Below are 15927 nucleotides of genomic sequence, written 5' to 3'. Positions count from 1 at the left end.
GGTATTGAGAATTGTCTAAGAATTATGAGTATTTAAATTATAACATAGCTAAGGCGGAAGCAGATAAAGTCGACGAACAAATAATTTCTGCACTCAAGGCTGGGCGTAGCTTCCGCGTGGAGGCAGGCGCTGGTTCTGGAAAAACCTACTCACTAAACCGTGTAATCGAATGGATTCAAGCAAATAAGTGGAATGATTATCGCCGAAAAAAGCAGAATGTAATATGTATTACATATACAAATGCAGCTGTTGATGTGATTTCGCAGCGCTTATCCCAAGATTCATTTATTCTTCCGTCAACAATCCATTCATTTGCTTGGAATGCAATCAAGCAGTATCAAAGTACCCTTATTAGCATTATCGAGAATGATGCGTCATTAACAACGACGGAAACGGACTTCAGCAAGGTGTTAGAGATTCGTTATACTTTAGGACACCGTTATGTATCCCAAGGAGTTCATTACTTGCACCATAATGATGTTTTGAAACTTTTTTGTACTATGCTGAATAATGCAAAATTTCGCCGTGTTTTCTCTGACAATTATCCGTTGATTTTAATTGATGAATACCAAGATTCCTACAAACCGATTATCACACGTTTTATAAACTTTTTTATTGCAGAAGGAATAGGCCCACAATTTGGCTTTTTCGGAGATGCATGGCAAACTATTTACCAAACCAACAACGCTTGCGGTGCGATAGAGCACAGCAAGCTTCAGGAAATTAAAAAGGGTTCAAACTTTAGATCAGCTCCCAGAATTGTGAAGGTTTTAAATGATATTCGCCCAGATTTACCACAACAATCTGCAATAGATAATTTTGAAGGTGAAGTAGTTGTTGTGACTTGCGATGATTTTTCTGGAGAACGTCGAACAGAACGGACATTCAAAGACGATCTCCCCGCAGAAGAACTGAAATCCAGACTGTTCCAGCTTTCAGAACACATCAAGAAAAACGTGTCAAAGGATGAAAATATCAAAATTTTGATGATTACTCATAAGGTTCTTGCCACACAGCAAGGATATGAGCGTCTATTAGCCATTATTGATGATGGACTCCGAGATAAACAAGATCCATTTTTGCTATTCTTCATGAATACCGTTGAACCGATATATGAAGCACTCAGCACATCAAATATGCAACTTCTGTTTGATACGCTTGGAATCATACGATATCCTATCACGAAAAAAGCTGATAAGATGAAATGGAAAGAGTTTGAGTCGCAGCTAAAGAAAGCTCGTAATGGCAGAGCCATTGATGTTATCAACACTATCGTAGAGACAAAGTTAGTGCCTATTCCATCATTGGTTGATGGATACTACCATCTATATTTTGATGCCCCTGATACAATCTATGGATTGGATGCAACAATCCAGGATGTTTTAGATTTAGATTACAGTCAATTTAAGGCGGCCATTGAATTTCTGTACCCTGAATCAGAGTTTTCGACAGAACATGGTGTTAAGGGCGAAGAATACGATAATGTTGTCTTCGTTATCAGTAAGGGATGGAACCAATATCAATTTGAGACTTATGCACCTATGATAACTGGGAAAGTTCCAATACCAGTAGGTAAAGAGGCATCATATGAACGAAATAGAAATTTGTTTTATGTATGCTGCTCAAGACCAAAGAAAAGATTATTTTTATTTGTTTCAATACCTCTTAATTCCACTTTTAGAAATTTTCTAATCGATATAGTTGGATTAGAAAATATTTATACATTTAATGAATATTTAGATAATAAAGCCAAATAAAATGTTGGTTTGAACAAATCTGAAAAGAAAGTTGTTTCTTTACTTATTGAAGATTCAGCTTCCACTTCAGATGAGCGAGCAATTTAAATTGGTTTAACAAAAAGAACCATAGAGCGAACATTTATTTCTTACAAAATGAAAAAGTCATCGAAAGAATCGGAACAAAACGTGATAGAAGATGGTTTGCAATAAAATAGGAAAATAATCCTCATAGATATATTTTATGTTGATATTTACATGTGGGAGTTTGGACAAAAGTTCGTATGTCGAGAGTGTCGTATTGATGTCTAGGGCTGATTAGGTGGGTGCAAGTTTGCCCTTGTGTAGCAAGGCTTAGCGAGGGCTATCGTTAAAAGGTTTAATGCGAAGCGGCTTTAAGCTTACTTCTCGCGGTTTTTGAGACCAGTTTTGCTGTTTGAGGGAAGATATCAACGTTCTAGGGTCGAGTGCACAGGATGTTAACGTACTTCGCTTGCGTTGAAAGCACACTGTGCTTTCAACTTTGAGCAAGCTCAGCGAATCGAAGTGCATTCGCGAATTATATTTAATCGCTCATGCAAGTCGATTCGCCACTTTGCACCCAGCTGGTGAAGTGGGAAAATAAGGTTTAGGCTAATTATCGTGGAGAAGAAATCTAAGTTTCGTTAGTCTAAAAATAAGGAGAGATGGCTATGGATAAGATAGATGAGCTAAATAGTGATGTGATAGTCATCAAACCTAAGCGGGTTGTTAAGGATTATGCTGTGGGTATTTATGCTCGTGTGAGTACGAATCGTAAAGAGCAGCTGGATAGTCTTTCGACTCAAGTGTCTGGTCTTACTCGTCTTGCTGCTTCTCACATGACTTGGTTTGTTGCTGATATTTTTCTTGATGTTGCTTCAGCTAAGGTTGGATCTTCAAGAAACGAGTTTAATCGAATGATTGAAGAATGCGAGAAAGGTAATCTTGATATTATTCTTACTAAAAGTGTGAGCCGTTTTGGTCGTGATACGAAAGAAGGATTAGAGGCTATTAGAAAGATTCGATCATGTGGTACAAGGATTATTTTTGAGACCGATAAGATTGATACGGAAACTGTCGATGATGAACTTTTAATCAGTGTGGTTCAAGCTTGTAGTCAGGCTGAAAATGATTGGCGAAGTGAAAATATACGCTTTGGCTTAAAACATAGAGCAGAAGATGGCACATCAGGTCTTTATAGTAGGGCTTGTTATGGTTATAAAAAAGATAAGCATGGAATGCTTATTATTGATGAAGAGCAAGCGAAGGTAGTGAGAGCTATCTTTGATTGGTATCTGGAAGGTTTAAGCGTTGGTAGAATTATTGAAAGATTAAAAAGTAAAGGTGTTAAGTCTCCAAAGGGAAAAGACAGTTGGAGTAAACGGGCTGTTGAGAGCACTTTGACTAGGCGTAAATATACAGGCGATGTGGCTATAGCTGATTCAGGCGGTTCTGACAGGCAATATTTGTATTCGGATCATCATTCCGGAATTATTTCTAAAGAGAAGTTTGAAGCCGTTGAGCTTGAGATGGCGGCTCGGAGTAATGTAGAGGTTTTAGAAGACGGAACTATTATTAGAAAGAAGAAAAAATATAGCTCAAAGAGAGGTACTAAATTATGATGGGAAACTTAAAAGACAAATTATGGTATCTATTTGTTGTATGTTTAAGAAAATTTATGGAAGCTTTATTTTTTGCTTATGAAATTATAAGGCATCCGATAAAAAATATTTCAATATGGTTAGTAGGATTGTTGGCGCTACTGATTTATGGAAATCTATCTATAGGAATAAAAGGAAAAGATATGTTTGTTATGTCTGCTGGATTGGTATCAATAATTACATTCATATCGAACTTTTTAGAGAAGCAGACGATAGATATTGATAATAAAGATAATTTCTACTTAGGATATAATATAAAAAAATTGAAATTTCATAAAAATTTTTGGCTTAAAAAATTTAATGAACTTCCAGTTAAACTTCTGTTTTGGGCGATTGCTATTATTCCAATTATCACAATTTTTGTTGAGTTAAAATACAAATCTAAAGTATTAAATGAGATGGTTGAAATAATAGTTGCACATATTAAATATATAGATTCAATATGGCTTGCTACATTCATAGTTAGCTCATTTTATTGCACCGCAATTTTGATAGAGTCAGTGAATTTATCAAGAAAAAATTTCTCTCAAAGTTATTTATATAATATAACTAATAACTTTGAAAGGCGCATAATTAAAATTGAGATAGAGCGGTATTTTAAAGAAATGTTTAATAATATTTTCAATATTAAAAGCAGATTAGGATTAGAAAATAATTTTTATAGCAATGTTGAAAGCGTCATTAATTGCATTGTTAATACTGGGGATGCAGTTAGTGCAAGTGATTCTGAAATTATAGAATTTTATAACATTGCATTTGAATGTGAAGGGAATAAGATAGACGATGTACTAAGTAAAGTGTATAAATACGCAGAATGTAAAAAAGATAAAAAAATAAAATTTTTTATTTATACTCATATGCTTAGCAAAATTTTGGAACTACTTAAATTGTACTATCACACAAAATGGAATATGATAACTAAATTACATGTGTTACCGTCAAGGATTATAAATATTGCAATTCAAGATTTAAAGAGATTGTTGAAAATAGAGACAAAGTTGCATGGAAATAAAGAATATGAAAATATATTTTGGGAAATTTACACAAGGAATGAGAATTATTTTAGAGAAGATAAAAAAAGTAACTTCTGCATTTCAAAAATATGTGAAATTTTAGAAAAAAAGTTTAGAGATATTAAATTCCTAGATTGTATTAATAATATGGATACAATGATGAATTTGTTTGATGTCTTAAATAAGATAGATAGTCAAATTGAAGAGGATAGATATTTTTCGCCAATATTTAGTACCATATTTAAACATACTATTGATAATAAAAATGAAGACAATGAGTTTGTTCAATTATTTTATGATGAGATGGAAAAACAGGGTTTACCAGAATATCTTATTAGCAAAAGAAATGAGGTTACTAAGAATATATTATTGAGTGGGTACTTGATATCAAATGATATTCTCGAGTATCTTCTAGGCTTTATTCAATTAGAAGATGCTATCGTAGTATTGATTTTTAGACTTGCTTATTCGAAACGTTCTGGTAGAGGAATAATGACAGTTGATGAATTTAAAGTTTGGAAAAGTGCATTCAATAAACTTACAGTAAGAAAAGATATTGATGAGTTAAAAGAATCAAAATTTATAGATGAAATATGTAGAGAAATTTCAAAGTCAGATGTTTCTCATTTTATATTTTGTCAATTTATTAAATGGATGTGGTCTTCATTATTTGAAAAATTTGATGAAAAGAAATATGAGGAATTCATAAGGCTTGGTAAAGAAGGAATTAGAAGAAATTTTAGTCTAGATAGTTATATTATTGTGAGATTGCTATTATGTAATTATTACTATAGGTCGTTAAGTGTTTATGAGTTTAAAAAGAAAGCTAATAAAAAGCAAATAAAAATTGAAGTAAATAGTATTAAAGATATATTAAATTTAAATAAAGAATGCGTATATATTTAGTGTCTTCAAATTGCCTAATCGAGATAGAAAATAACAGGTGTAAGCCAACCGATGATCATGCCTATAAATAGGCGAAAAGTATGGAATTAAGACATGATTTCAAAAACGCCTAACAACCTCACGTCGAGAGTGTTGTATTGATGTCAAAGGCTGATTAGGTGGGTGCAAATTTGCCCTTGTGTAGCAGGGGTTAGCGAGGGTTATCGTTAAAAGGTTTAGCGTATGGCGGCTTTAAGCTGGGTTCTCGCGGTTTTTGAGCGTGATTTTGCTGTTTGAGGAAACATATCAACGCTCTAGGGTCGAGTGCACAGGATGGATAACGTTAAAAAGTGCACCCACTTTGCACCCACCCTGCACCCACCTTGTGGAGTGGGAAAATAAGGTTTAGGCTAATTATCGAAGTGGTTCAATTACGATAATTATGCAAAACTATAGATCTGTTCTATCAGTCCACAGCTCACACTGAGTCATTACTGTTTGAACAGCATCTTCCATACCTTCAGGAGGATAGTGGTGCTCCTTAAGAAACATAAATAACCGACGGAGGGCATGGATGACGCTGTTGCTACTGTAATGCTTCAGTGTGACCTCTGGACGGACAACAATGATATGGAGCATCGGGTAGTTAACTATAGTGAGGTACTGAAAGAGAGTAATAATCAGGAATTGATTATGGTTGCCGAAGACAGAGGAGCTTATGACAATAATAAGTGCTGATACAGCTGATATAACGAAAAGAAGATGTTGTGGTTTCTGGCGGCTTTCGAATAGAGTTTCCTGATAATCAAAAGGCAAAAATGAAATGGAGAAATAATTATGAGTTCAAACGTAATAAGACATGATAACATTATCCCTTTAGTAACGCGTCAAAGCATAGCAAGCAGATATCATACGGTTACGAAAGCTATAAATCAAGAGTTTTGGAATTCAACGAGTGAAACCACACATAGTCTCTATGTTGGTTCTTATGGAAGAAACACAGCAATAAATACAAGCGACATAGATATACTTGTTGAAATTCCGGAAGCTGAATATAATCGGTACTCATATTCTAAATGGAATGGGCAATCTCGACTTTTACAGGCTGTGAAGAACGCGATTGAAACTTCCTATTCAAGAAGCGATATTAGGGCAGATGGTCAGGTTGTTAAAATTGCCTTTTCTGATGGGATGAAATTTGAAGTGTTACCAGCGTTTCCGCAGACAAGTTTGGGTGGTAGTGTTTCATACAAATATCCAGATACGAATATGGGAGGAAACTGGAGAACAACAGATCCTAAGTCTGAGCAAAAAGCAATAAAGGGAAAGAACAGCTCATCTAATGGGTTATTGTGTGCTACTTGTAAGCACATAAGAACGATCAGAGATGATTCTTATTCGAGCTATCATCTGTCAGGAATTTTAATTGATTCCTTTGTATATGTTGCGATGGGAGAATGGCATTTTACGGATGGAGATAGCAATTCCTCAAGCCAACCAATATCGTATGAACAGGCATTACTTAATTATTATAATCATATTCCATGCAACGGAATATCTGCGTCAAGTCTATATGCTCCCGGAAGTGGAATGTCGATTGATACTACAAAGGGATGGGATGTCCTCGGCAAGATCCTAAATAAAATGGTATCGGAGTAAAATGGAAAGTGATAAAAGCTATAGGGCACGATTAAAAAATCAAATAAAGGATGCTTGTGGAAAAGTTATATACACATATACTGCGCATCACAAATTAGCTGATCGACTTGAGAAAGAAAATAAGTATGTGAAGAATGCACAGATTATATTGACCACACTTTCTTCTTGCGGATTTTTTGCCAGCATTATAACAAACAAGGTCATATCGACATGGGTAGGTGGAATTACTGCTGTATTGTCTTTGTGCCTAAATCTATATGCCAAGGAATATAAGATTCAAAATGAAGTAAGCCAGCATCGAAATGCAGCAAATGTGTTGTGGGGTATTCGAGAAGAGTATGTTTCCTTATTAGTTGATTTTGAAGTGCTTGACGATAGTGAGATACAAAAAAAGAGAGATGCTCTTTGTAATAAAGTTTCAGAAGTCAATAATAATTATCCTGCAACTGATGAGAGAAGCTACAGGGCTGCGCAGAAGGCTTTGCAAAAGGAAGAAGAACAGACTTTTAAGGAGAACGAGGTTGATTCCATTTTGCCTAATGGAATTGATAAGTGAATAATCGAAAGGGGTGAGTTATATGATACTCCCTGAAAATTTGATGAATTTGATTCGTCAGGGCGAGGGGCTGACAGTCGAATTCAAAAAATCAACAACAGATATTACGAAGGATGTCTATGATACCGTTTGTTCTTTTTCTAATCGGGATGGCGGTCATATTTTCTTTGGTGTGAAGGATAACGGGACGATTCTCGGTGTTGATAAAGACTGCGTTGAGCAGATGAAGAAAAATTTTGTTACTACGATTAACAATGAGAGAAAAATGTATCCGCCACTCTATTAGACTACAGAGGAATATGAGATCGATGGGCGTATTGTTCTTTATGTCTATGTCCCGGTTGGAAAAACCGTTTACCGCAATGCGGGCAGAATATTTGATCGCAATAATGAGTCGGACATCGATATTACAGATAATGCGGACATGGTTTTCAACCTTTATGCTCGTAAGCAAAGTACCTATTTTGTGAATAAGGTCTACCCTGCCATCCCGGTTTCAAGCCTTCGCCATGATCTTATGAATCGGGCAAGGAGAATGACGAGAGTGAATACTGAGCACCATCCGTGGGTTGACATGACGGATGAGGAGATGCTCAGAAGCTGTGGGCTTATACTTGAGGATCCGGAAACGAACAAAGAAGGTATAACACTTGCGGCAGTCTTGCTCTTTGGTACGGATAACCGTATCATGTCCGTGTTACCTCAGCATAAGACAGACGCTATTTTCAGAGTGTTCAATGTTGATCGTTATGATGACAGGGACGTGGTGATTACAAACCTGATTGAAAGTTATGATCGTTTGATGGAATTTGGAAAGAAGCATCTGAATGATGTTTTTACATTGGATGGTGTCCAGCGGATAAGCGCCAGAGATAAAATCCTGCGTGAGATTATCTCCAATTTGTTGATGCACCGTGATTTTTCCAGTGGATATGTACCGAAGCTTGTCATTGAACGGGATAAGATTACAACAGAGAATGCGAACCTTGCGCATGGGCACGGAAACTTGAATCTGAAAACATTCAGGCCATTTGCAAAGAATCCGCCGATAGCAAAAGTGTTTCGTGAGATAGGTCTTGCTGACGAACTGGGAAGCGGTATGCGCAACAGCTATAAATACACGAAGATGTATTCTGGTGGAGAGCCTGTCTTTACAGAGGCAGATGTTTTTACGACAGTGATTCCTCTTTCTGAGGCGGCAACGGCTACAGTCGGGCCGACCGAAGAACTTGATCCAAGGGAACAAGATAGGGAACAAGATAGGGAGCAAGTAAAGGAGCAAGTTACGATACAAGCTCTCCTTCAATTTTGTATCGTTCCTCGTAGTCGGAAAGAAATGCAAGAATTTATGGGTCTGACCGGTAGAAGAAACTTTTCTGAAAAATATATCAAGCCTTTGCTTAGTGCAGGAAAAATAGAAATGACGATACCAGATAAGCCAAACAGCAGGAACCAGAAATATAAAAAAGTAAACATTGAAGATTAAAAAGCGACCATTGGAGACAGAAACCATATATCGAATAGAGGAAAACGGACATTCAATGTATAGTTTTGGTTTCACAAATAGGTATGCCGAGACGATGGGATTTCGGACTTATTTCCTCAGAGCGAAGTCTTGAGGCGGTTGGTAAATCTGTGCGTTTGCATATTATTAGGCAGGAACATGGTCTTTGACCTGTTTCCGAGAACGTATGAGGGCAAAAATCAGTGTGTTTCCGGGCAAAAATGCGCTTTGACCAATTCCAGCTAATGAGCACGAATCTGGCTACACACTCGACACCAAGATGAAGCAGTCGAGTCATACAGAAAATCAGTAGCGCTTCTTTGCAAATCTCACTGAATCGCAATAGCGTTTTGATGATTTCTACTGTGCCTGCAGCCTGTTGTAGCGTTTTCGTTCTGACATTTATTTGTGTTCATAAAGGTGAGTGTAAGACTAAATAATCTTGTTAGAAAGAAAAATTTGTTTTAGTTTGCAATATTTAATAAAATACTCTCATTGGTGTAGCATACGCAAATAACAGTACCCGACGCGCATCTTAACAATGCGGATCAATTCGGGTTTTCTGATTTTTGAGGAGAGAGAATGATGCGTAAAGCAATGAAAATGTTATCTGTACCGATTGTTAGTGTCTCACTAGTATTGTGTTCAGCTGAAGTGTCTTCCGCTAACACATTGACAGAGCGCGGTAACTTCACATATGCTGCTGGTAGCCTATCTTCTACTACAACTATGACAGATGCAGACTTGGATGCGTTGATCCGTGCATTTGAATCAGTGCCTGCTGATTTGCAGTATGCTAATCCACGTACAACTTCAAATTATGAAGCACGCTTAAATGCAGCATTGCATGGCTTAACGTTTAAGTCACTGATGCGTAGGAATAGGGTTTCTATGTTTGGACATTACGCACCGATGGTTAATTGGGTCGGATGTGCATTAGCGATAGCTTCATTTGTATTTCAATATGGTGTGCCTATTGCTAAGGCACTTGGTTGGCTGAAGCGAGCGAAGCAAATATATAGAACTGTGTCGGCTATCTGGAAAGCGCGAGGAGAGCTTAAAGCTCATCTTGGTTCTGATGGAGCTAAGTTTTTGGAAATGATTCTCGGTATCGAGCCAATTACTCGTAATTGCCTTTCCTAGGGTTAGATGATGGGTGAGACGAATGTAAGGCCAGTGCTTTTCAAGCATGCTTTTTGGGATAATGTGATTATAGAAACTGTTGCTGGCATTTGCACTCTTATTATTTCGCTTCTTGTACAACAGTTCGTAGGGCACCGCGTACTAGGTTGGGAAACTGTGGTCATACTCGCGTTGAGTGTTGTGGTGTTTTCGCTGCTAAGTACAGCGTATCTGCAGTGGGACAGGCATCGTAGACCAGATGACAGGTCTGGTGATTTGCTCATCGGAATCATCGATTTTGTGCTCAGGCTGCTGGTGACCTCTGGTATTGCTTCATTGCTTGTTTCCAATACTACGCTGCTAAGCATTATTATTGGCGCAGCGATTACTAGTGTGTTGCTGTTTGTTTTTGAAAAGCCTTGGCAGCCAGGTATGACGGATGCGCAATTACAGGAAGCTTCAAAGAAATCGGTTGAGCTTGGCGTTCAAATGCTTGAAGAAGAGCGCGTAAAGCGCGCCGAGGCGAGAAACATGATTGCATTACAGCATGCGAGCGCAGGTAAAACAGGCACTCCTAGAAGTACGTCTTTAACATTCTCCTCGTTAATCGTTGCGAATATGCTGATGGAAGCAGTATGCGATGTTGTCACATTTTTGCTTGCATTGATACTGCAATGGTGGATGCTTTGTACTATCGATGGCTGGCGCACGCTACTCGTCATATTCTTGGGCAATATGCTATTTTCTTGCGCGGCGGCTGCGGTTATGGTTCTGATGGGCGCATTGAAGGCTGATCAACAGAAATGCCTAACAAAAAGTTGGCCTTTCTTGGTTATTGTTGTACTGCTTCGACTGCTGATCTTTGGTGTTCTCGCTTGGCTTCTTACGCCGAGTTTGGCATGGGTAAGCGTAGTTGTTGGTATTGTGCTTACCGATATTGTTCTCGTTATCAAGTAGCACCCATGGAGAAGAACTGCAGTAGACGCATAAGATTTTATAAGACTGTTTTCTTCTCTTTTGAGCAAAAAACTCTACGCACGTCAAAAGCGTTGTATTGATGTCAAGGTCTGATTAGGTGGGTGCAAATTTGCCTTTGTGTAGCAGGGCTTAGCGAGAGTTATCGTTAAAGGGTTTAGCCTGTGGTGGATTTAAGCTGGCTTTGCTCGGTTTTTGAACGTATTTTGGCTGTTTGAGGGAAGATATCAACGTTCTAGGGTCGAGTGCACAGGATGTTAACGTTAAAAAGTGCACCCAGGGTGGTTTATGCAGAAGTAACTATAAAAGTAATTACAATAGAAGTCCAAAAAAGTCCTAGTTTTTGCTGTAAGAATTCCCGTGAAAGGGACAGCATATGAACGTTACTAATTAATTCTATATATTTAGTAGATATTTATGCAGATGAAGGTATTTCTGGGACTAACATGAAGAATCGGCGAGAGTTTAATCGAATGATTGAAGAGTGTAAAGCAAGGTATATAAATCTAGTGATTACTAAATCTATTTCACGCTTGGCCAGAAATACTTTAGATTGCTTACAATACGCTCGTGAGCTAAAGGCTAAACAAGTTGCTATTTACTTTGAAAAGGAAAACATCAATACGATGGATGCTAGTTGATGAAGTACGAGCAAAAGATGCTAGTTTAGAGTTAAAGCTGAAAACAGGGCAAGTTATCAATATTAAAAAGTAAGAGAGTCATAGACCTATGTAGGATTGCCTTCTTACATAGTTCTGTGTATCTCTTTTTTGTATAGTATAAGTGATGAGCATGTATAATATATAACAAATTAAAAGTTGGTCGGGGGGTACAAATATTGACTAATTATTTTTTGAATAATGTGATACAAATAAAAAAATATGAGGATTATTATAAACATAATTTTGATATCGATAAAATTAAGCAGGATATTTGCACAAACAAAATAGATATGAATTTAGTAGATTTATTCAGATTTCGAATTTTTTTAGATTCTTGTGTGATGTTGTTTAACAAAGAAAAATTAGAAAAAGATTATTTAAAAGATACTTTTGATCCTAAAAATTATATTGCTAGTATTAAGAATAAATATGGAGAAACGATTAAAGAAATTGAAGACAGATTTAAAATAACTGTTGATGACACGTTTTATTATGAGTTTAATGAATCAGAATTAAAATATAAACCTAAGTCATTATGGGATAGTAGAAAAATTTTAAGAAATTCATTTGCACATATGCAGTACGGATGTTTTATGAGTTATGGAGAGAACGGCCCAATTCCATATTATTTTGCATTCAATAAAGATAAGGGGATTTTAAAAAGCAAGGGATTGGTTATAGAACCACTTTGTCATGAATTAATAGGAAAACTATACTTAAATCAAATGACAAAATCTATTGCCTACAAACATACCTATATTAAATTAAGTGAAGAACTTTCATATTTTATGGAAGTTAAATATAAAGGAAAGCGAAAATATACTCTTGATAATCAGCTACATCCTATGAATAATAAGGTCTTTTCGAGTGGAGAATTTCAAGCTTTAAAAGAATTTTTAGTTAATAATGAGGATTGCTTTGAAATTACTAAAACGGAAATTACAAAAAAAGAATTAACGAAGTATTGTGAAATGTTACATAAATATCTAGGTAAAGATATTACAAAGAATGAGCTAGGATATTTTGTCAAAAGCATCTATGATATAGAAACCGAATTTTCAAATTTTTTAACTCACCTAATTCAGTTGAATGATAGAATCATAGATTATAAAATTGCTATAGATTCAAAAAAAGCTAAGATGATCGATCGAATATTGAAAAGTATTGATGAATTAAAAGAAGACAGTGATTCATGGATAGAATTCCGATGGTTCTTTAAAATTATATATATTATTAATTTTTCATTGAGGTTGGAAGATACTGACCTAGAATCGATAAAATATTCTGTTTTAAACGTAGATGACTTTGAATATGATAGTTCACAAATGGCATTGTTTGTTAAAAAGAAAATATCAGATGGTACTATTAGAAGTAGGGATGAAAAGTTTGGAAACACTATATATATTCTACATAAGATAAGAAATGCAATAGCACATGGTAGAATAAAATTAGAAGTTATTGATAATAAAGTATATTATGTATTTGAAGATTGTTATTATAAAAGAACTGAATTAATAAAAATTGCTGTGGAAAACATGAATCAATTTATAAATAATGTGAATGCGTTAATAAAATAGCAACATGTTTAAGTTGTGTAAATGATGAGTTTAAATGTAGAAAAATAGTATCAGTAATTTGTGGCATCTAAACCACCTACACAACATATCAAATTCAATCCATAGTTATAACCCGACACACGTGGAGTGTGTTTGCCTAATGTCCAAGGCGTAATGTCGAGACGCGTGGAGAGTGTAGTATTGATGTCAAAGGCTAGTATCGAAACGAGTTTGAGTGTACAAGATTGATGTAAAAAATGCACCCCCTTTGCACCTGGCTTTGTATGTGGATTTTACGCAGAAGGAAAGAGAGTTTATTATGGGTAACAATAGTTCGAACGAAGAGTTAAATACTGAAATAAAAAATGCTGGAAAAGCATATTCTGAGATAGAAACATTGAATAAGTATTTAAGTAAATTTAAAACAATTCAAAATCAAATTAACATGCCTACTAGAGGTAGAGGTAAATTCAAAAATTTATATTGGTGGGCAATAAATCTAGAAAATGAAGTGGATATTTACAGTAAATATAACAAAATTTTTTTAATGCCATATACTTTTGGACTTACAGAAGATGATTTAAATACAAATACAAGTACGGATATAATAGATTTGAAAAATTATGAAGAAAATGATGAGTTGGTTGATGAAGAAGGTAATAATTTATTTGATTGCATAAGTAAACAAAAAAATTATAAAAAAGCTAAAATACATTCTAACAATTATAACGTAGATATAACTACAGGTAATTTTCACCCACATGATGCTTTGAAGGGAGTAATAAAAGAAACAGAAATTAAACAAATCATGCTAGTAAGAAATACCTTAAGTAAAAATCAAACTCACTACGGAGTTTTATGCGAAAAAAACAATTGCACTGAAGGCGAAGAAAAAAATTTCATAGTTTTAAGAGATGAAGCCAATAAATTCTACTACATTCCTAAAAAATGCATAAAACTAGTAAAAGAAAACGAAGAACTTGGAAAAACACTTATTGATTTTTTAAATTCCATAGGAGTTGAATAAATAATATTATTTAGAACTAAGAAATAGTTATCAGATGTAAATGTGATGTGCCCCCCCAAAAAAAGTTAGACTTTTGTGTTTGAAAAAATAGGGGGGGGTATTTTTCATATTCGTGTATAACACGTTTTATAAGAGCGTCTTTGCCAGGGCCTGGTTCAATCATTGATAAGAAATGACGGGATGAAATTGTGGCTAGCAGATCAATTAGATATCGCACGCTTTCATCAGGTCCAAGAATAGTATCTTCTTTACCAATATGTTTAAGGATGTAATGCTTGTAGTATTTAGCCGTACTATTAGGTTTCCAACCATTTTCTTTTAGTTCATTGTATAATTTGTCAAGATCTAAAGTAATGGTGACCTTCGTAGGTAAATTAATGTTTTCATTTTTATCCATGAATTTGTACCTCCTATTGCTGATAACATACTTCAATGTAGAAACAAAGGCAACAAGTAGGTATGTGGAAGGCGCGAGTGGATGGGAAAATGATTGAGGGGTTGCTAAAATGTTGGAAGTATTAAAGGTATATGATATAACATTCACAATTCACAATTCACAAAGATTATTAAGTAGGTGCAATCATTATGGAATTATATGACGGTAAAAAAGAATTTATCTCATTGTATATAAAAAATAGATTCAATAAAGAAGAGCTTGAAAAGTCTTCGAGTTTATTATGGGCAGCTTATTGTAAAACTAATAAAGAAAAGAATAACATAATAGATGTAGATGTATCGAAGTGGGCTATCGATCAATATTTGGAAAAATATTCTTATTTAAAAAATGGTAAGTGTAAAAAACAATATGAAGGTAAGAGTAAACACAAATTTGAAATAGTAAAAGATGGCATAGTGTATCACGGGGATACAATGACTTCATTTGGTAATTTTATAAGAAAGTATTTTGTGTTAACTGAAGGACTTAAAGGTATGCGTAGTGTTGGCAAGATTAGATGCGCGGACAAAATCATTGCGGGTTCAAAATTGCCAAAAAGGATGGAGGATTTTTCAAAGTTAGCACATTCGAAGGGCAATTTAATTCCAGTTCCTTTGTATTTTAATAGAGAGAGGAGTGGAGAATATGCCGATTCTGATTATTGGGATATAGTCATGTATTGTATTTTTAAATGGTGTCATTCATATGATGACAAATATCTTTTTGAATTGCTTAACAGATATAATGGAAATGATCATATGGCTGAGTCTGTATTTAGATTCAAGAAATGGATGGATAATTTTAACAATAATTGGAAGGAATTTGTTCGTTTAAATTACTTAGGTGCATTTGTTGATCAACAAAGTAATTCTTGGTATCCAAAAGAATTTTGGACAAATCATTTTGCGTTTAATAGAAAAATTGATGAATTATCATCTGATGAGTTTTATAAAGCTGTAGATTTAATTTGCAATTGTATTGAAGATCGTAACAAGAATCTATCTATTTGATGAGAAAAGTTTATAGAAACGGTTTTTGAGGTTTATTTTCTTAAGGTAGATTGTTTTATAAGACCTTGAGTGATGCGAACTTAAGGTGAGTTGAATGATTAACT

10 protein-coding genes and 4 pseudogenes are annotated in these 15927 nt (G+C 35.1%); 12 read left to right on the top strand and 2 right to left on the bottom strand.

Translation table 11 applies throughout. From position 1 onward, the window contains the following. Positions 1 to 11: 11 nt before the first annotated feature. From HXT59_RS04740 to HXT59_RS04730, 3 genes are all read left to right on the top strand, one after another. Positions 12 to 1757, top strand: coding sequence for a UvrD-helicase domain-containing protein (locus HXT59_RS04740; protein WP_421784205.1), 1746 nt, complete (start codon positions 12 to 14; stop codon positions 1755 to 1757). A 665-nt stretch (positions 1758 to 2422) separates the two neighbouring features. After that, positions 2423 to 3379, top strand: a complete 957-nt coding sequence (locus tag HXT59_RS04735; RefSeq protein WP_421784203.1) for a recombinase family protein — start codon at positions 2423 to 2425, stop codon at positions 3377 to 3379. Continuing rightward, positions 3376 to 5337: a hypothetical protein gene (locus HXT59_RS04730; RefSeq protein WP_421784201.1), complete on the top strand. Its 1962-nt coding sequence runs from the start codon at positions 3376 to 3378 to the stop codon at positions 5335 to 5337. Before HXT59_RS04735 ends, HXT59_RS04730 begins: the two co-directional genes overlap by 4 nt. Positions 5338 to 5766: 429 nt before the next feature. Here the strand turns inward: HXT59_RS04730 and HXT59_RS04725 are convergent. After that, positions 5767 to 5862, bottom strand: a pseudogene (locus tag HXT59_RS04725) (type I restriction endonuclease subunit R); the annotation flags it as partial. Positions 5863 to 6153: 291 nt separating this feature from the next. Between HXT59_RS04725 and HXT59_RS04720 the strand changes: the two are divergent. The 8 genes and pseudogenes from HXT59_RS04720 to HXT59_RS04685 all read left to right on the top strand — a co-directional run bounded on the left by HXT59_RS04720 (position 6154) and on the right by HXT59_RS04685 (position 14377). After that, on the top strand, positions 6154 to 6975 hold the full coding sequence (locus HXT59_RS04720; RefSeq protein WP_421782530.1) for an SMODS domain-containing nucleotidyltransferase: 822 nt from the start codon (positions 6154 to 6156) through the stop codon (positions 6973 to 6975). Position 6976: 1 nt separating this feature from the next. Continuing rightward, the gene (locus HXT59_RS04715) at positions 6977 to 7531 is read left to right on the top strand and encodes an SLATT domain-containing protein (RefSeq protein WP_421782532.1); all 555 of its coding nucleotides are present in this window, start codon (positions 6977 to 6979) and stop codon (positions 7529 to 7531) included. A gap of 22 nt (positions 7532 to 7553) precedes the next feature. Beyond that, positions 7554 to 9017: pseudogene (locus HXT59_RS04710) on the top strand (RNA-binding domain-containing protein). 600 nt (positions 9018 to 9617) lie between these two features. Then, entirely contained in the window at positions 9618 to 10178 is a 561-nt protein-coding gene (locus HXT59_RS04705; protein WP_012914150.1) for a hypothetical protein, read from the top strand. Positions 10179 to 10187: 9 nt separating this feature from the next. Beyond that, positions 10188 to 11114, top strand: coding sequence for a hypothetical protein (locus HXT59_RS04700; RefSeq protein ID WP_174182812.1), 927 nt, complete (start codon positions 10188 to 10190; stop codon positions 11112 to 11114). 431 nt (positions 11115 to 11545) lie between these two features. After that, positions 11546 to 11767 (top strand): annotated as a pseudogene (locus HXT59_RS04695) (recombinase family protein); the annotation flags it as partial. A gap of 203 nt (positions 11768 to 11970) precedes the next feature. Next, positions 11971 to 13371 (top strand): hypothetical protein, encoded by a 1401-nt coding sequence (locus HXT59_RS04690; RefSeq protein WP_102155182.1) that lies wholly within the window; start codon positions 11971 to 11973, stop codon positions 13369 to 13371. 214 nt (positions 13372 to 13585) lie between these two features. Beyond that, the gene (locus tag HXT59_RS04685; protein WP_219705372.1) at positions 13586 to 14377 is read left to right on the top strand and encodes a hypothetical protein; all 792 of its coding nucleotides are present in this window, start codon (positions 13586 to 13588) and stop codon (positions 14375 to 14377) included. Between the two features lie 100 nt (positions 14378 to 14477). Here HXT59_RS04685 and HXT59_RS04680 read toward each other — a convergent pair. Continuing rightward, positions 14478 to 14774 (bottom strand): annotated as a pseudogene (locus HXT59_RS04680) (hypothetical protein); the annotation flags it as partial. A 188-nt stretch (positions 14775 to 14962) separates the two neighbouring features. Between HXT59_RS04680 and HXT59_RS04675 the strand changes: the two are divergent. Further along, on the top strand, positions 14963 to 15823 hold the full coding sequence (locus tag HXT59_RS04675; protein WP_012914156.1) for a hypothetical protein: 861 nt from the start codon (positions 14963 to 14965) through the stop codon (positions 15821 to 15823). Positions 15824 to 15927 lie beyond the last annotated feature (104 nt).

The sequence above is a fragment of the Gardnerella sp. KA01001 genome, assembly GCF_049244025.1.
In the GTDB taxonomy this organism is placed as follows: domain Bacteria; phylum Actinomycetota; class Actinomycetes; order Actinomycetales; family Bifidobacteriaceae; genus Bifidobacterium; species Bifidobacterium swidsinskii.
Note: the sequence above shows the minus strand (reverse complement) of the source record. Positions and strands in the feature narration are given on the sequence as shown.

Excerpts from the sequence above, each read along its gene's own strand:
- HXT59_RS04735 (WP_421784203.1), top strand. The coding sequence starts at position 2,423 with ATGGCTATGGATAAGATAGATGAGCTAAATAGTGATGTGATAGTCATC.
- HXT59_RS04705 (WP_012914150.1), top strand. The coding sequence starts at position 9,618 with ATGATGCGTAAAGCAATGAAAATGTTATCTGTACCGATTGTTAGTGTC.
- HXT59_RS04715 (WP_421782532.1), top strand. The coding sequence starts at position 6,977 with ATGGAAAGTGATAAAAGCTATAGGGCACGATTAAAAAATCAAATAAAG.
- HXT59_RS04730 (WP_421784201.1), top strand. The coding sequence starts at position 3,376 with ATGATGGGAAACTTAAAAGACAAATTATGGTATCTATTTGTTGTATGT.
- HXT59_RS04700 (WP_174182812.1), top strand. The coding sequence starts at position 10,188 with ATGGGTGAGACGAATGTAAGGCCAGTGCTTTTCAAGCATGCTTTTTGG.
- HXT59_RS04675 (WP_012914156.1), top strand. The coding sequence starts at position 14,963 with ATGGAATTATATGACGGTAAAAAAGAATTTATCTCATTGTATATAAAA.
- HXT59_RS04720 (WP_421782530.1), top strand. The coding sequence starts at position 6,154 with ATGAGTTCAAACGTAATAAGACATGATAACATTATCCCTTTAGTAACG.